The organism is Thermogutta sp., assembly GCF_039793925.1.
GTDB lineage: Bacteria > Planctomycetota > Planctomycetia > Pirellulales > Thermoguttaceae > Thermogutta.
Genome location: NZ_JBAMME010000216.1, coordinates 1 through 17,257 on the forward strand (window position 1 = coordinate 1; position 17,257 = coordinate 17,257).

At 57.4% G+C, this 17,257-nt stretch carries 12 protein-coding genes; 5 read left to right on the top strand and 7 right to left on the bottom strand.

What is annotated here, in order from left to right; all coding sequences use genetic code 11:
* The coding region (locus tag ABJK56_RS08755) for an ABC transporter permease (protein WP_347244287.1) at positions 1–1,167 on the top strand (1,167 nt) is incomplete at its 5' end.
* A 79-nt stretch (positions 1,168–1,246) separates the two neighbouring features.
* Here the strand turns inward: ABJK56_RS08755 and ABJK56_RS08760 are convergent.
* Both ABJK56_RS08760 and ABJK56_RS08765 read right to left on the bottom strand, forming a co-directional pair.
* Positions 1,247–2,290, bottom strand: coding sequence for a Gfo/Idh/MocA family oxidoreductase (locus ABJK56_RS08760; protein ID WP_347244288.1), 1,044 nt, complete (start codon positions 2,288–2,290; stop codon positions 1,247–1,249).
* An 85-nt stretch (positions 2,291–2,375) separates the two neighbouring features.
* The gene (locus tag ABJK56_RS08765) at positions 2,376–3,665 is read right to left on the bottom strand and encodes a DegT/DnrJ/EryC1/StrS family aminotransferase (RefSeq protein ID WP_347244289.1); all 1,290 of its coding nucleotides are present in this window, start codon (positions 3,663–3,665) and stop codon (positions 2,376–2,378) included.
* A 495-nt stretch (positions 3,666–4,160) separates the two neighbouring features.
* Here ABJK56_RS08765 and ABJK56_RS08770 point away from each other — a divergent pair, with 495 nt between their 5' ends.
* From ABJK56_RS08770 to ABJK56_RS08785, 4 genes are all read left to right on the top strand, one after another.
* On the top strand, positions 4,161–5,129 hold the full coding sequence (locus ABJK56_RS08770; protein WP_347244290.1) for a ThuA domain-containing protein: 969 nt from the start codon (positions 4,161–4,163) through the stop codon (positions 5,127–5,129).
* A gap of 88 nt (positions 5,130–5,217) precedes the next feature.
* Positions 5,218–7,137, top strand: a complete 1,920-nt coding sequence (locus ABJK56_RS08775) for a VCBS repeat-containing protein (protein WP_347244291.1) — start codon at positions 5,218–5,220, stop codon at positions 7,135–7,137.
* A gap of 252 nt (positions 7,138–7,389) precedes the next feature.
* A complete protein-coding gene (locus ABJK56_RS08780) occupies positions 7,390–8,406 on the top strand; it encodes a hypothetical protein (RefSeq protein ID WP_347244292.1) in 1,017 nt (338 codons plus the stop codon).
* An 890-nt stretch (positions 8,407–9,296) separates the two neighbouring features.
* Complete coding sequence (locus tag ABJK56_RS08785) at positions 9,297–11,144, top strand: UbiD family decarboxylase (protein WP_347244293.1); 1,848 nt, start codon at positions 9,297–9,299, stop codon at positions 11,142–11,144.
* 9 nt (positions 11,145–11,153) lie between these two features.
* Here the strand turns inward: ABJK56_RS08785 and ABJK56_RS08790 are convergent, their stop codons facing one another.
* From ABJK56_RS08790 to ABJK56_RS08810, 5 genes are read right to left on the bottom strand one after another with little or no spacing between them, the layout of a single operon-like run.
* Entirely contained in the window at positions 11,154–12,275 is a 1,122-nt protein-coding gene (locus ABJK56_RS08790) for an ABC transporter permease (RefSeq protein ID WP_347244294.1), read from the bottom strand.
* Between the two features lie 13 nt (positions 12,276–12,288).
* Positions 12,289–13,473, bottom strand: coding sequence for an ABC transporter permease (locus ABJK56_RS08795; protein ID WP_347244295.1), 1,185 nt, complete (start codon positions 13,471–13,473; stop codon positions 12,289–12,291).
* 13 nt (positions 13,474–13,486) lie between these two features.
* On the bottom strand, positions 13,487–15,199 hold the full coding sequence (locus tag ABJK56_RS08800; RefSeq protein ID WP_347244296.1) for an ATP-binding cassette domain-containing protein: 1,713 nt from the start codon (positions 15,197–15,199) through the stop codon (positions 13,487–13,489).
* Positions 15,196–16,266: an efflux RND transporter periplasmic adaptor subunit gene (locus ABJK56_RS08805; RefSeq protein WP_347244297.1), complete on the bottom strand. Its 1,071-nt coding sequence runs from the start codon at positions 16,264–16,266 to the stop codon at positions 15,196–15,198. Before ABJK56_RS08805 ends, ABJK56_RS08800 begins: the two co-directional genes overlap by 4 nt.
* The gene (locus tag ABJK56_RS08810) at positions 16,263–16,991 is read right to left on the bottom strand and encodes a CerR family C-terminal domain-containing protein (RefSeq protein ID WP_347244298.1); all 729 of its coding nucleotides are present in this window, start codon (positions 16,989–16,991) and stop codon (positions 16,263–16,265) included. The genes ABJK56_RS08805 and ABJK56_RS08810 overlap by 4 nt, the downstream gene beginning before the upstream one ends.
* Between the last annotated feature and the right edge of the window lie 266 nt (positions 16,992–17,257).

A 17,257-nucleotide genomic window follows, 5' to 3' on the forward strand; every position in this document is an offset into this window, starting at 1 on the left:
TGGTTTACTTTAGAATCCTCCAAGGGTAGTGTATCAGCGACAGGGAGGACGCGCGATATAAAGGATCCCGTTCTGCACAAGCGGACGTTGCAACAATCGGACACAACTTATTCAGGTTTATATGTGAGCCGCAAACTTCTTGAAGAACTTGGTTGGCAAGCGAATGACCCCCAGCCGCGGGAGTTATTTATTGAGGCACCAACTCGCGAACTGGTGTCTGTTCCACTTAAAGGAGTTTACGACGAACTTCCCTGGGGTCACCAATTTGTCGTGGATAAAAATTGTTACGCGGCTTTCCTCCAGGAACATGCCGATGTTCGCTGTAGTATCCTTGTTACCGGCCCGATTCCGTCCGACTGGCCTGCTCCCGCTCAATTGCCGGAGTACGTGCGGGCTGCTTTCGACACCTATCGACTGTTCGCGCCTCAAAAAGCTGGGAACGCCTGGAAGATTGAAACATGGCGCGACAAGGGCTACCACATTCGCGATTGGACAACGTTTTTGCAAAAAATTGACTCGCTCATGAGTAACGCCGGCTTTTCACCGGCAAGCGAGGAATTCTGGAAAAATGCACGCCCGTTTAATTCGCAGGTTGATTCTCACACGCTTCCCGCGGAAAACATGGCAGTTATCTATGTGAAAGATGTCAAATACCTCCGATTGGTGAAACAAAAACTCGAACGGAACGGTTTTTACCTCCGCGATACAAATGATACGATCAACAGGTTAGAACAGCTCAACCGATCCAATTTGATCCAGGCAAGTTTTGTTACGGCCTTCCTTATACTCATCTTCACTGGATTGATGCTCATCCTTACTGCTGTGCAAACACTCCGCACCGAGGCCAAGATGGCTCAAATTGGCTTGCTCAAGGCCATTGGGATGTCAGAGCCGTTTCTCAGGTGGATGTTCGTCACGGAGTCATTGATCATCTGGGTCTTGGGGACAATTGTGGCGGTGGTCACCAGCCTCTTTCTGGGAAAACACCTGGTGGCTCCCTCTCTCATTCCCGAAGCATCGCGCTATGCGAACCTGGCCTTTCAATTTACTCCTGCGATGGTTTCAACCATCGTCTGTGCTGTCGGCGCGTGCTGGCTAGCAATGACACTCCTAACCACGAGAAAGGTCGTTGGTATGTCGCCCGCCCACCTGCTGCAAACGCTGTAAGCCGCGCCTTCCCTTTTCCCCATAAGCAGCTTCCGTACCGGCCCAGTCTGTTTCGGGCTTGAGATTCGAGTGCAGGGCGTTAGACGCTCACGAAGGCCTTTTTCCTGGCCGAGGTGTACGCTGCGTCCACCAGTTTCGCCATCCTCAGGATCTCGGCCGGGCCGTTGATTTCCGGAGCACGGTTCTCCAGGACGCACTGCGCGAAATACTCCCACTCGGCCTGGTAAGGATTAACCTTTTTAAACGCTAGCGGTTGGAACTTTCGAACCACGTCTTTGCTCTGCGCCGCATCGTAGCCAGCCGAGCCCAGCCCGAAGATTCCCTCCGCTTTACCGCCCACACTCTGCCCGATGGTGCCTTCTGTAAAAACAGCTCCTGCCGAGCCGTAGAGCTCCAATCTTGTGCGGCTGGCCTCATCCGGGATGCACCAGAAGCAATCGATGGTGGCGTGCGTCCCGGCCTTGAACTCGGCGAGAATCGTGGAGGCATCCTCCGAACGGTACGAATGGACCAGGTTGCCTGTCAAGGCCACCACCCGCCGAATGGGTCCCGCGAAAAACTCGAGGAGATTGAGAAGATGCGTGGCCATGTCGATGAGTGCGCCCCCTCCGCCAGTCCGCGGATCCTGCCGCCATGCACTGGGGATCGGGGGATACCAGCAGGAAAGCTGCGCCCGCATATACACGAGCTTCCCCAATCGCCCTTCGTCGATCAATCCTTTGATCATCTGATGCGCCCCGTGGAATTTCATCATGTAGCCTTCCTGAAGAAAAACCTTTTTTCGGCGACAAATGTCTACAGCCCTCTTTGTTTGCTCAAGGTTCAGCGCGAGCGGCTTTTCACACAGAATGTGCTTTCCCGCCTGTGCGGCTGCTTGTATTTGCTCTAAATGACAATAAACTGGCGAAGCAATATAGACGGCCTGTACTTCCGGGTCTGCTAGAAGCGGTTCGATATCTGTATAGTATCGCCGAATACGAAACGCGGCGGCCACTTTGTCGACATCCACAGGATCCATTACCGCAACAACCCTGACATTCTTCGCCTTCAGCATCGCGGGAATCGTCCTACGAAAAGCGATTCCACCTGCACCGATGACGCCCACACCAAGCTTCGCTGGCATTGCGTGTGCCCTCCGGGTAAATAAACGAGTATTAAAGACACAAGACCCTGTGACGATGGACGGCTTTGTCGTACTGTTAACGATCTTAACTGTATGCTTTAATCACTTTGACCACGGCGGCTGCAATCTGTTGCATATCTTCTTCCGAATACGTCGGGTAAGCGAAGCATGTGAAGGTGTGCCTCTCGTGCCAGCGGGCATTGGGGACTTCTACTTTGGAATAATCGACACTTTCCGGGTCGGTATATTCTTTGGAAGTGAAGGGAAATCCCGTACGGCCAAAACCCCGGTATTCTCGGTATGCGCGCTCCGTATGACATTGTGGCCAGAACACTTTCCACACGGGTGCACCTTCGGCAATCGCGGCACTCACAAATTGCTGAATATCGCAGCCCATATTTTCAATATCAAGCGAAAATGCACATACATAAAAACCGTTGCGGCGTTCTTCTGTATCAATAGGGCCGTATTTCACCTGCGGTAGCGGCATGAGAGCGTCCATCAGAATATGGGCGTTGCGCCGGCGGCGAGGCAAATTCCATGTGTCGATGCGATCGAGCTCGGCCAGTCCGATGGCCGATTGCATTTCCGTCATCCGATAGTTCCACCCCAGCCGCGTGTGGATATACGGCAGCTTTTGCTCAAGCTCCAAAAGATTGAGACGTTCCTTGACGTCGTAACCGTGATCGCGGAAGCTGCGGGCCTCCCAGGCGAGATCCTCATCGTCGGTGGTCACCATGCCGCCCTCTCCGCCCGTGGTGAAGGTCTTGTTCTGACAGAAGCTGCAGGCCGCAATATGGCCGAGCGTTCCCGTCTTCTTGCCCTTGTATTCTCCCCCGTAGGCTTCCGCATTATCTTCGATGACATAGAGGTTATATTTCTTTGCAAAGGCATTAATTTTGTCCATGTCACAGACATTGCCATAAAGATGGACAGGAATAATCGCCTTTGTGCGCTTGTTGACAAGCTTTTCCGCCGATTCCACACTGATGCAGTGGTCCTCGATATTGACGTCGGCGAATCGCGGGATAGCCCCTGCCTGAAGAACAGCGAAGCTTGTGGCGATGAACGTGTAGCTGGGAACGATGACTTCATCGCCAGGCCCAATCCCTAAAGCAGACAGCGCTACGTGCAGTGCCGCTGTCCCCGATGAAACAGCCACGGCAAACCGGCTCCCCTGCCACTGGGCAAAGCGACGCTCAAACTCCATGCCCAGCGGTCCTGTCCAGTAGTTCACGCGTCCAGAACGGAGGACCTTTTCCACGGCCTGGATGGCTTCCTCCGTAAACTGGGGCCATCCGGGCAACTTGTTGGTCACCGCCCTGGGTCCCCCATCAATCGCCAGTTTCTGCGAGATGATCGTGTCAAAAGACATAACTCCACCTCCTTCCAACGTATTGACAATTTGCTGTTTAGAAGAATTCTTGGCTTCAATTTGGCTGCCAACGTTTTAGCAGATTTTATTCGCTCCAGCAAGCAAGGCGCGCGGTCAAACACACTCCAGAATTGAGACCGGGCCGAATCGTGCCACCGGCAAGGGAAGCCTCGTCGGGCACGAGAAGCGTGCCCCTCCGAACCCCGGAGGGACCTGCTTGTCTCGTCCGCTTCGGACCGGTGGAAGGTCGTCACCCAGTGGGCTACACTGGTTGGGTCGTCCGCATCGGTACGCCCGTGGCTCTCGGCTTTGGCCCCCGTTGTCTGTCCCACATTGCAAGACCCGCAATTAAAATAAAAGTGCTTTCTGTGCGACCCTGTGTTGGTTTTTCTGGGATGCGTTGTTGTGGACGGAGGTCGCCCCGTTGAATGTTTTCGCCAGATACTCCGTGAGCTTTGGATCACCTCATTCCCATCTGTGAGGGGAGGAATCACCATGCGTCAACCATTGATACGAACGAAGGTCTTTTGCCTAGCCACCATCTTGGCGGGCGTTGCGTTTTTCTGGGATGTATCAGCCTGTCTTGGGGAGTCCTCTGCGGCTGGCAAGCGGGTGGTGTTCATCGCCGGCCGACCGAGCCATGGGTTTGGCAGCCACGAGCACAACGCCGGATGTCTCCTTTTGGCCAAAAAGCTCAAAGAGGCCCTGCCTGAACTTGAAACGGTTGTGTACACAAACGGCTGGCCGGAAAAGAAGGACGCCCTCTCCGGCGCCAGCACGATTGTGGTGTTTGCCGACGGGGGCGGGGGAAACATCATCGCGCGGCATCTGGCGGAGCTTGAGGGGGCCATCAAAGAGGGGGCAGGACTGGTGGTCCTACACTATGCCCTGGAGGTGGCCTCGCCGGAGAGTCGTGAAAAGATGAAATCCTGGATTGGCGGTTATTACGAAACATTCTGGTCAGTGAATCCGACCTGGGTAGCGGAGTTCAAAGAGCTTCCGAATCATCCCATCACTCGCGGGGTTAAGCCTTTTAGCATCAACGACGAATGGTATTACCACATGCGTTTTGTGGACGACATGAAAGGTGTGACGCCGATCCTTACAGCGGTCCCACCGGACAGTACCCGAATGGGTCCCGACGGTCCACACAGCGGAAACCCGGCAGTTCGGGCGAGAAAGGGCATGCCCGAACATGTCGCCTGGGCCTACGAGCGGCCGGACGGTGGGCGGGGATTCGGATTTACCGGTGGGCATTTCCACTGGAACTGGGCTCACGATCAGTTCCGAACTGTGGTGCTGAACGCCATCGCCTGGACCGCACATATTGACATCCCGCCCGATGGATTGAAAACCAAAACGCCGACGATCGACGAGCTTCTGGAAAATCTCGACGAACCGATGCCCGGCAATTTCGATCGCCAGGCTTTGCAAAGGCAAATCGAGCAGTGGAATCAACCGTGAGGACCTTTCAGTGCGGGGGCAACTGTGGGTGCCCTCGCTGTTTCCGGAACATCTGTGATCTTATGAAATGCTGTGAGCGAATGACCGCGTGAGAAGGTCGTGGCTGGTCGTTGTCTTGTTGGGGGTTGTTATCATTGGCGTGTCTCATCGACAGGGAGACGCCGCGGAGGAGCAACCGTCACCTTCTTCGGGTGCTGCTGAGGCACCATTTCGCCTGGTCCTGCTGGGAGATCCGGAGTGGAGTGCGGGAACAGTGCGCCCCGCTCTTCAGGCCCTTGGCGCCCTCAATGGCGTGGCTCTGGAAGTACGCGAAATTCCTGCCAAGGGCCGGCCTCTGGAAGAGATTCTGGCTGGGCTTGTCTCCTCCGACCAGCTACGTGAGCAGTCCGGCTATCGGTATGGCGCGGTGGTGGTTTACGGTCAAGCCGAGCGACTCCTCGTCCAGCGGAAGCCCGGCGTGCTGGCCGATAATCTCCAGGTCCTCAGTGCTCTGGCTCCCCGTGTTCTATGGGTGCTTCAGCCGATGCCTCGCATCAACGCGGCCCTGGAGGCCGAGCGTGTACAGGTTCTCGAACGGGCAGGGAATTTCCCGGCGCTCCTTCCGCTCTCCAGTTTCGCAGCGTTGAGTCTGATTCAAAAACTTGGCGGATCAGCGTCGTGGATAAATGATTTGACCTTCGACCGCGCCACGAGTCTTGGCGACTTTGTGACGGCCATCCTTATTGCGGCGTCCCTGTGGGAGATCAAGAAACTGCCCACAGAGATTCGCCTGGCTTCGGGAGCCTCTCTCACGATTCCCGAGGAGGCTCTGCCCGTGCTTGCTCAACTGGCCACTGCTGTTCACACCGGCGAATTGGCGCTCCCTGAAATCAACTGGGATTATGCGCCGGAGCTTGCCGAACCAGTCCAATTGCGAACAGAGCAGGGACCTTTTTTTTACAATGGGACGGGTATGGTGCCAAGCCTTTTCGACTGGCAGGGTGATGGCCGACCCGAGCTGATTCTCAGCGCCCGAGGCACCGGAGAATGCCAGGTTTGGACTTTCAACGGCAGCGAACTGGGCTCCCGCCCCGTGATAAGCTGGAAAATGGGGTCACCAAACTGTCCGTGGAATACGCTCTCTGGCAACGAAGTGACGGTCTTCCAGGTTCTGGATTTCAATCAGGATCGTCGTCCCGATTTTCTGGTGGGAACAGGCACGGGAGAACTGGTCCTCATTCGGAGCCGAACGGACGGCACTTTTGGAGATGCGGAAAAGTTCGTGAATCAAAAAGGGGAATCGCTTCGTATCCCCTACTTATTTTCGGCCCAGTTGGGACACCTGCACAAAGAGCTTACTTGGACACTGGTCGCGGGAGATCAAGCGGGAAACGTCTTCCTTGTGTTCCAGCAGGGGTCGATCGAAAAACCGGTGTGGACGGCGCCGGCGCCACTTCAGATCGGGCGGTGGGAACTCCAACTTGAAGGGGCGACGGCCCCGGCCTTTGTCGACTGGGACCGCGACGGCCGGATGGACCTCCTCATCGGTTCCCGTTCTGGTAGCATTGTCTGGGTTCGGAACGTGGGTTCAGAAGAAAACCCGGCGTGGGACTTTCCACTTACGCTGGTGACACCTATTGCCGAGGAGAGCGTTTTGCCGATTCCGCATCGCGGCAACGGGCGGGGGGAATTATGGCGGCCGTGTCCGGGCTGGAGTCCCTGCCCCATCGCAGCCGATATCAACGGAGACCATCTCCCGGATCTGATCCTAGGGGATGTCAACCGTCGGGTGGTGCGATTCCGGGATTTGACGCCGGAGGAACGCGCGGAAGTAGAGAGCCTCCTTAAGCGGCGCGACGAGCTGTTGCCCAAGATGGACCACGCAAGCGCGGGAGAAGAGTCAGCGCTTCGAGCGGCACTCTGGGAAGTGACCCTCGCACTATTGGAGAAATCGCGCGATCGGCGCTATGAACGGTGCAGTTGGGTGTGGTATTTGGAACGAAAGGTCCTGGCAGCTCCACGACCATAAAACATCAGACATGAGGTGGCTATTATTCTGTGGCGTATTCAGCGGAAGACCTTGACTCGGCAATTACGGCAGACAAAAATGACACTGCCCGATCGCCGAATTGTTCGAAGCCGCCCTAATGGTGTGCGCGGGGAGCTCTCCATGATTGCCGGGTGCGCGTGATAATGAGCTTCGCCGTGCCAGCGAAGCGTTCTTTGATACCAGACTCCCGAAGCGTGAGCGAATGGGATCTCAAAAAGAAGGAAATTGACGATGGCCGACAAAAACGACCGGCGAGAATTTTTGGCCCGAACGGTCCTGGGGACAGCAGGTGCGGCAGCGGCACTCAGCCTGGAAGAACGGATCCTTCTGGCAGCCCTCCAGGAGGGAACTCCTCAGAGGTCGCAGGCTCCGGCAGACGATCGGCCCATGCCTTACGGCCAAATTGGTAAGCTCAAAATCAGTCGAATGATCATTGGAGGAAATTTGATCGGCGGTTGGGCTCACAGTCGGGATCTCCTCTATGTTTCCCGGTTGTTCAAGGCGTATAACACCGACGAAAAGGTTTTTGAGACACTCGCCCTCTGCGAATCGCACGGCATTAATACAGTGCAGCTCGATCCCGCCTGCATCAACGTTTTCCATCGTTATCTCACCGAGCGCGGGGGCAAAATGCAGGCGCTCGTCTGCATCCACCCCGATGCGGACGCGGGCAAGGTGAAGAACCAGATCGAAGATCTTTTGAGCAAAGGCGCAACTTTTCTTTACACGCATGGGGAAGCCACCGACCGGCAAACCATGGCCGGCCCGCTGGATATCCTCGCCAAAACGATCGAGCTCATCAAGCAGGCCGGAGTCCCCGCGGGAATCGGCAGCCACTCCTTGGAAACCCCCATGCAGTGCGAAGCGCAAAGTGTGGGTGCCGACTTTTACGTGAAGACTTTCCATCACGATCAATATTGGTCGGCGACCTTGCCAGAGAATCGCCAGGAATGGTGCTGGTATCTGCCGCAGGGTCAGGAGGCAGGCACCTACCGCGACAACATGTGGTGTCTGGATTGGAAAAAGACCGCCGAGTTCTTCAAAGGCGTCAAAAAGCCCTGGATCGCTTTCAAGGTGCTGGCCGCCGGCGCCATTCATCCGCGAATGGGCTTCCCCTTCGCTCTCCGCAACGGCGCAGATTTCGTCATTGTGGGAATGTTCGATTTCCAGGTGGCGGAAGACGTCGCCATGTTCAAAGACGCTTACTACAAGGTCGCCAACCAGCGCGAGCGCGAATGGTACGCGTGAACGAGCCAGTAGCTCGGACCTCGCTGAGACTCTCCATAGCGGCTTGGATTCCCGGGCCCAGGCGGCGCGAGGTGTTTAGCCAAAACTCAAACTTGAAAAAACGTTCCGTCTTGAGGACCTGCGACTTGGACCTAGGGAAATGGTCCGTCAGTCGGGATGAGCGAATACCTCTTGTGAGCCGGACAGATTGCCACTATAGTGGGATCCAAAAACTTGGAGGGGTCGCTCGGCCTTGACAGGCGAAAAACTTGTGGACAGGCCGATTGGGCTTGGTAAGATAAATTGATGGTGAGCCACGGGCGCTCAACTCCAATGGCTCGCTGGATAATTTCGGCCTCTTCTCTGTTCCGGCCCCGTCGTTTCGCCCACAGTTGCGAGCGGCGGGGTTTTTTACCAGTCGGAGGGACTTGCCAGGTCCGTGGCGTGTGTCAACGTTCGACAATCCATACGGATTCATCGGAATCGGACACGACGAGCGTGCCCCTCCGGAGAGTCAAACCGCTGCCTTTTCGCCAAACCGTATGTAGAATTGGGGGACGCGCGACAGGCTTTCAGCCGTGCTCCTGCAAATAGAAGGCCGGCTCCCTGTGCGATGGGAACCACACAGGGGCAGCCTGCTTCGTGTCGGGTTTGCCGTTTTAACGTTCTCACCGCGAGAAAAGGGAGGGTGCCTATGACGAACGACAAAGGGTTGCCGAGGAAAACGAAACGCATCGTCCGTCGGCCTGCGACGCGCTATGCCCATCTGATGAAGCGGATGCGCCAACGTAGGCTCCAACGACCCCGTAAAGGTCGCCCGGTCTGATGCCGATCGAATATGGTCAGCGACGACGCTCGGTACGGTGACGCGGATTCGGGCAGGGACTAACTCAGGCGTACAAGGAGACAGCATGGGCTACCGAACACTCCGCCAGTGCGTGAATGACCTCCTGGCCACCGGGCAGATGATTCGGATTGACGTGCCGGTGGATCCGGACCTCGAAATGGCGGCCATTCAGCGGCGGGTCTTCAAGGCGGGCGGTCCCGCTCTCTATTTCGCTTCGGTTCGCGGATGCCGCTTCCCTATGGTGAGCAACCTGTTCGGCACGATGGAGCGCATTCGCTATATTTTTCGGGATACTCTGGACAGTCTCGCCAAGCTGATCTCACTGGGTATCGACCCGTCCGACTGGCTTCGGCGTCCACGACTCCTCATGAAACTCCCCTGGTGGGGCTGGCGGGCCTTGCCGAAACTCGTTCGCCGCGGACCAGCCATCGCCCATGAAATCAGCCTCCGTCAACTTCCCAAGCTTCGCTCGTGGCCTAACGATGGGGGCGCGTACATCACACTCCCCCTGGTATATACGGAGGACCCTGCCCGGCCCGGCTTTGCCCATTCCAACCTCGGCATGTATCGCGTGCAAATCACCGGAGGAAAGTACGACCCCGAGTGCGAAGTGGGCCTCCACTATCAGATCCATCGCGGAATCGGCGTCCACCATGCAAAGGCGATTGAACTGAAGCAGAAACTGCGGGTCAATGTGTTTGTGGGTGGTGCTCCCGCGATGACCGTGGCAGCCGTGATGCCGCTTCCTGAGGGAATGAGTGAACTCTTCTTCGCCGGGGTTCTGGGGGGGCACCGAATTCCCATGATCAAGCAGCCCGAGGGATTGCCCATCTATGCTGAAGCGGATTTTGTCCTCACGGGGTACATTGAACCCAAGAAGCTTTTGCCCGAAGGCCCATTCGGCGATCACCTCGGTTATTACAGTCTGGCGCACGATTTTCCTGTCATGCGGGTGGAGCATGTGTATCATCGCCCGCAGCCGATTTGGCCGTTCACAGTGGTGGGGCGACCACCCCAGGAAGACTCCATGTTTGGCAAGCTCATTCACGAGCTCGTCGGCCCGGTGATACCAAAACAGATTCCCGGCATTCGAGCGGTGCACGCGGTGGATGCCGCAGGCGTGCACCCGCTCCTCCTTGCCATCGGCAGCGAACGATACACTCCGTACGATGAGCGGAAGCGGCCCCAGGAGCTCCTGACGTTGGCCAACGCGCTCCTCGGCAACGGGCAATTGTCGCTTGCTAAATATCTTTTCATCGCAGCAGGTGAGGACAATCCCGAGTTGAGTGTCTATGACGTCGACGATTTTCTGCGGCACATCCTGGAGCGCGTTGATTGGCGGAACGACGTTCACTTTCAAACATGCACCACGGCAGATACTCTTGATTACACGGGGGGAGCACTCAATCAGGGCTCGAAAGTTGTGATTGCGGCGGTGGGCAAACCCCGGCGTACACTGCCCGTGGCGCTCGATTCCCGGATTCGCCTTCCCGAAAATTTGGGGTTTTCTGATCCGCGGGTGATGCTGCCGGGAATCCTCGTGGTCCAGGGCCCGCCGTTTTCCCGCAACGAGCAGGGGGAAGATGAGAACATCAAAAAGTTCTGCGCCTTCTACACGCGGCAGGATGCGATCAACCTGTTTCCGCTGATTGTGGTGGTGGACGACAGCGAGTTCACCGCGCGGACTCTCGACAATTTTCTCTGGACCACATTCACCCGCAGCGATCCTGCTAGAGACATTCACGGCATTGAGGAATTCATCCACAAGAAGCACTGGGGATGTCACGGCTCATTGGTCATCGATGCCCGCGCCAAGCCGGAACACCCCCCGCCGCTTTTGGAAGACCCGGAGATCGTCCGTCGTGTGGAATCCCTGGCCGCCCCGGGTCAGCCCCTCCACGGTATCATTTAAGCTTTGCCGTCACTCCAACCGATGGCGAAACAGCCACGCGGCGCTGACCAGCGTGAAGGTGGCAATCGGAACGAGCGGCCAAACGTAGGGCAGAACGACACTGGGGTCCGGATTCTCCAGGAAAATCATTCGGTTAATGGCGACCATGTAACGAAGGGGATCGATGTCGGAAATCCAGCGAATCGCCGGATGGATATTTTCCACGGGCGTGGCAAATCCCGAAAGCAAGACCGCCGGCACCATGTAGGTGAAGCTCCCCAGGAGTGCCTGCTGTTGCGTCTGCGCCAGGGAAGAGATCCACAAGCCAATTCCTACGATGGCGAGAAGGAACACAAACAGTGCGGCCGCCAAGAGTAAAAGCGAGCCTCGAAAGGGAGTGCCGAAGATGGTCACCGCTACCAGGACCATGAGCCCTCCCTCCAGATACGCCACTGCAAAGGCAGGCACAGCTTTTCCCACAAGAATCTCTCCAGGGCGGAGCGGTGAGACGAGCAATTGGTCGAACGTGCCCAGCTCACGTTCTCGAGCCACGGAAAGGCTCGTCACCAACAAGGCCACTAGGTTGGTGAGAATTCCCAACAGCGCCGGTACCGAGCTCCACAGGGGATGCAGATTTTCGTTAAACCACACGCGGGTGACCGCCAGAAGTTGCGGCGGTCGGTCACGCCGATTGTCCTTGCTCATCCCGCTTTCCTGTGCAAACTGAGCGACAATCCGACCTATGTAACCCTGCACCACCATCGCGGCATTGGATCGTCGGCCATCCAGCAGCACCTGCACCGTAGGTGCCTGTCCCGACTGCAACGCCCGGCTGAAATCTTGGGGGATATGCACAACGGCAAGGACGCGTTGTGTGTCCAGAGCCTCCTGAACGTCGTGCAGATTTTTGCAGGGAACAATCCGCGAAAATGTGATGGGCACGGACCAGAATCGAGCAACCAGTTCCCGGCCCAGAAGCCCCCCGTCCTCATTGTAGATTCCCAGGCCTGCGTTGCGGACCTCCAACGTGGCGCCGAAACTGAACACGAAGAGCTGGATCAGCGGTGGAATCGTCACCACCATTCGACTGGCAGGATCTCGAAAGATCGCCAGAAACTCTTTGATTACCAGACGCCGGATCCGCTCGAACATAGTCCCCCCGAAATCACTCCAGTGTCAGTCGCGTCTTGCGAATCGTCAGATTCCACAAAACTGCGGCAAAAATACACAGAATGAGCGTGTCCGGGATGATAACATCCCAAACATCTCCCGCTAAGAAAAGTGTCCGCAGCGCAGAAACAAAATACCGCGGCGGCAAAATGTGGGTTAAGAGCCGAATCGGTAGCGGCATACTGTTGATCTCGAAGACCAGGTCCGACAGGATGAACGAAGGCAAATAGCCGACAATAAGTGCCGCCTGCGTGGCGACGAACTGGTTCCGCGTGGCGGTGGAGATGAAAAGTCCCAGCCCCAGTGCTACTGCCAGATAAACGGCCGACACACCCACCAGAACCGGCCAGGAACCGCGAAACGGCACTGCGAAAACCACCACCGAGACGAGAGCCACTACCAACATGGCGGCCAGCCCGAGGACGAAATACGGGATGAATTTCCCCAGAAGGAATTCCGCTCGGGTGATCGAGCTGGCCAGCAACGCCTCCATGGTGCCGCGCTCCCATTCCCTGGCCACCACCAGCGACGTGAGAATCGTGCCGATGAGCGTCATGATGACGGCAATGGAGCCCGGCAGAATCGCCGAGCGCGAATCCATATTTGGGTTATACCAGACGCGGCCCTCAATGTTGATGATTCCGGATCGCAAAGGCTGCCCCGCTTCTTCGCTCCACCGCAAACGATCCTTCTGGAGGACCGTCTCCATGTACCCCACGATCAGCTCCGCGGTGTTAGCGTCACTGCCAGCGACGAGAAGCTGGATCGGGGCACTGCCAGCATTCAGCCGGGCGCTCAGATCCTGCGAAAGGACGACCAGCCCTTTGATCCGCCCCCCAACGAGAAGGGGCTCCAGCTCGTTGCGATGATCGGCCTCGCGGACCATAAAATAAGGACTTCCCCGCAGGGCCGCCACAATCCGGCTCGTATCCGTGGAGCGATTCTCTACAACCACGCCAATAGGAATGTAGCCCAGATCCAGGGATATACCCCAGCCAAAAAGGAGAAGCAGAATGTTGGGCAACACAAAGGCAATGATCAGACTGCTGGGATCACGGAAAATTTGGTAACTTTCTTTTCGGGCAAGGGCCAGTACACAGCGGAGCCGAATTCTGTTCCGCATCTGCCCGGCTCGCTGAGTAGCCTCAGTTTTTAAAACACCGGGGTTTTCCTGTTCCACCGTGTTTCCTCCATCACGCGGATTGACTCTCGTGCTGTCCGGCTCGACGGAGAAGCTCAATAAAGGCTTCTTCCAAAGTGGGGTTCGGGCGATCGGGCGTTTCCACCATTGCCCTGATCCCGTCCGGGGTGTCCATTGCAATAATCCGCCCGCGATTGATGAGCGCCACGCGATCGCAGTATTCGGCCTCGTCCATGAAATGTGTCGTCACGATGACGGCTGCGCCGGCTTCCACAAGCTCGTCGATTCGCAACCAGAATTCGCGTCTGGCCAGGGGATCCACGCCGCTCGTCGGTTCATCGAGAAAGACCACCGCTGGTCGGTGCAGAATGGCAGTCGCCAGAGCCAGCCGTTGCTTGAATCCTAAAGGTAGGAGCGCGGCATTCTGGTCGGCGAAGGGCGCCAGCTCAAATTCCTCCAGGGCCTGTTCGATCGCACGCCGAAGCCCCACGCCACGCAGGCCGTACACTCCGCCAAAAAACTCAAGATTCTGTTTCACCGTGAGATTACCATAGAGGCTGAATTTCTGGGCCATGTATCCGATGTGCCGCCTGGCCTCGGCACGTGCGGTACGAAGGTCCCTGCCTGCCACGGTGGCGTGTCCCGCCGTGGGCGCCAAGAGTCCGCACAGCATGCGAAAGGTCGTGCTTTTTCCTGCCCCGTTCGGTCCGAGAAGCCCAAACACCTCGCCACGACGGACGCGGAAAGAAACATGATCCACCGCCGTGAAGGTTCCGAAACGTTTAACGAGATTTTCCGCGACGATCACCTCCTCCTGGGGCCCCCGGTTCGCGCCTGCTCCGTTCTCTCGAAAAGCAAGCCGCTCCTTGGGAACACCACCCAGCGCGTCGATAAATGCGTCTTCAAAACGCGGTTCAGAGGGCGAAAGGGTGACGTCTTGAAACCTACGGGCAAATACTTCCGCGCCGTTGCGCGTCACGACGCGCACCCGCTGGCCCTGAATCCGCGTGTCCACGATGTCCGGATCCATAAGCCATTCCCGGGTGAAGCGTCGCCGCTGTTCCGGTGAGACCTCAGCCAAGAACGTGCGGCCTTTGACCCGCTCGGTAAACTCGGCCGCCCGACCGAAAAACAGGACCCGTCCGTCATAGAGCACCAGCACGTAATCGCAGCGTTCGGCCTCGTCGAGATAGGGTGTGCTCCACACGATCCCCACGCCGCGATCGCGCTCGTCACAAACGATCTTCCACAATTCTCGGCGAGAAATTGGATCGACGCCCACACCGGGCTCGTCGAGGAGCATGATCTTCGGCCGGAGCAACATCGAGCAGGCCAGGCCAAGCTTCTGCTTCATGCCGCCGGAAAGACGCCCTGCGAGGCGTTGGGTGAAGGGCGCCAGTCCGGTGAAGGCAAGAAGCCGGTCGACGCTGGCTTTTTCTTCCTGGCGAGAAATGCCCCGCAGTCGCGCATAGAGGTGAAGATTCTCCAGAACCGTCAGGTCCTCGTACAAGCCGAATTTCTGCGGCATATACGCCAGTTGGTCGCGGAAACCCAAATCTTTTTGCGTGTCCTGTCCCAGTACCAGAATGCGACCGTTTGTAGGTACGAGCAATCCGGCTGCGAGGCGGAGAAAGGTGGTCTTGCCGGCGCCATCCGGCCCGACCAAACCCGTGATGGCCCCAGCTGGGAGTTCCACCGTCACCTCGTGGAGGGCCGGGCGCTGACTTCGCGGAAAAGTCTTGGTGACCTGCTCAAAGCGAATCACGGCTGTTTTCCCGGTTGGTGAACTGCGGAGGCGTTTTCGGCAGAAATCCGCACCCGGACCGGCATCCCCTGTCGCAACTTGCGCTCCGGATCGCTTACCAACACCCTCACGCGATACACCAGATTTGTTCGCACCTCGCGGGTTTCCACGGTCTTGGGCGTGAATTCCGCCACCGAAGAAATGAACCCCACCCGACCCTGAAATTGGTTCCCGCCATCGGTGAGCACCGTCACCTGCATTCCCGGCCGGATGCGATCGAGGTCTTCTTCCGCCACGTACGTCCGCACCCAAACTTCTTCCTGCCTTGCGATGGAGAACACCGGCTCACCGGTGTTGACGAAATCACCCACCTCGTGCACGCGGACCTGCACGACGCCTGAAACCGGTGAGAGCAATTTCGTGTCGTTCAACCGTCGCTGGGCATCCTTCAAAACGGCCTCTGCCTGCCGGACAAGTCCCCGAGCACGATCGATGTCTTCCTGACGTGGACCGATCTCCACCAGCCGCTGCGAGGCCACCGCCGCCTGGTAGTTCGCCAGAGCCTGATCGTAGGCAGCCTGGGCATTGTCCAGCATTTCTTGCGAAACCGCTCCTTTGGGCGCCAGTTCTTTTGCCCGCCGGAGCGAGATTTCCGCGTTGCGCATGGCTACACGTGCCGCTTCCGTCAATGCCCGTGCCTTCTCGATTTCCTCAGGTCGGGAACCATTTTCGAGAGCCGCCAGCTCGGCCCGGCGGGCTTCCAGGGCTGCCTCAGCCTGATGTGCGGCGTCCAGGAATTCTGCCTGGTCCAGTTCCGCCAGGAGCTGCCCCGGCTTTACCGTATCTCCCTCGTCCACGTGGAGACGCATAATTCGCCCAGGCACTTTGAAACCTAACCGCACCTCGCGAATCTCCACATTCCCATGGAGTTCCCAAACGCCGCCAGAGACTTCCTCCAGCCATATCCTCCACCAGGGCTGGGGGGACGATACCCGGGCCACCCGCGAAACCCGGTAATGCCGCCAGCTCCATAAAGAGAGCCCCACAATAACCACTACGATCACCAGCAAAAGAATGCGCTTTTTCATGCGAGCAATGCCCTACTGCGACTGCGTTTTGTCCCTCCCGAAGTGTCCCAAGAAAAGAGCCGCGCAACCATTTCTTCCACAGTGGCGGCAATGCGCTCGACCCATTCCTTCGACAACCGACGCCCACGCCACTTCAACCGGCGGCGCAGCACATGAAAGCCAAGTCGAAAGATGGCCGCCTGCCCCCATAGAATATGGGCCAGGAGGATGACCTGCGGATCGTCGCGGTCCGTCCCCATCGCCCCTGTCGTCAACTCTGTGATCACATCATGGACCGGGCGGATCATCCGCTCATAGACAATGGGAAACCCGCTGGACGGTCGCAGAAGCTCGCGCCAGATGATAGCTGCCGCGGCCTCCGCATGGGGATTGGTGAGCACGACCGTGACCACTGTCCGCATGAATTGGCAAAGGAGTTGACGAGCAGTGTTAGAATCGGGCTGCCGACGAAATGATTCTTCCGCTGCTTCTGCTGCTTCCCGAATCGATCGGCCCACCGTATCGATGAGAAAGCGGAGGACCGCCCGATAGTACCCCTCTTTCCCGCCAAAGTAATACGACAGTGCTGCGCTGTTGACCCCGGCGGCAGCGGCCAGCCGGCGAATCCCGACTTCTTCCGGTCCAAACTGCGCAAAGGCCTCGATTCCGGCTTCCAAGAGCCGCTGACGGGTTTGATCTCCCCGGGCAGGCGACTTCTCCTCACGTTTTGCTCGGCGAGTCCTCACGACTGTCTCCTGCAGCAGATACCTTTCCGATCCTCTTTAAGCCATCATATCGTACACTTTCAAGAAAGTCAATCAAATGATTAAATCATTCGATTGCCTTATAAGAGGCGCACCTGAAAGGCGGCCGTAACAAGAACGGGAGATGTGCCAAGAAAAGGTGGACGTGACGAGCAGGTCCCTCCAGGACACGACGCAACAACGGAGCTAACAAGCTCGTACCTCCGGATTGAATTCTCGCCCCACGCAAGTCCCTATCGAAGTCCGCA

Coding starts and splice junctions, on each gene's coding strand:
- ABJK56_RS08760 (WP_347244288.1), bottom strand. CDS start 2,290: ATGCCAGCGAAGCTTGGTGTGGGCGTCATCGGTGCAGGTGGAATCGCT.
- ABJK56_RS08765 (WP_347244289.1), bottom strand. CDS start 3,665: ATGTCTTTTGACACGATCATCTCGCAGAAACTGGCGATTGATGGGGGA.
- ABJK56_RS08770 (WP_347244290.1), top strand. CDS start 4,161: ATGCGTCAACCATTGATACGAACGAAGGTCTTTTGCCTAGCCACCATC.
- ABJK56_RS08780 (WP_347244292.1), top strand. CDS start 7,390: ATGGCCGACAAAAACGACCGGCGAGAATTTTTGGCCCGAACGGTCCTG.
- ABJK56_RS08785 (WP_347244293.1), top strand. CDS start 9,297: ATGGGCTACCGAACACTCCGCCAGTGCGTGAATGACCTCCTGGCCACC.
- ABJK56_RS08790 (WP_347244294.1), bottom strand. CDS start 12,275: ATGTTCGAGCGGATCCGGCGTCTGGTAATCAAAGAGTTTCTGGCGATC.
- ABJK56_RS08805 (WP_347244297.1), bottom strand. CDS start 16,266: ATGAAAAAGCGCATTCTTTTGCTGGTGATCGTAGTGGTTATTGTGGGG.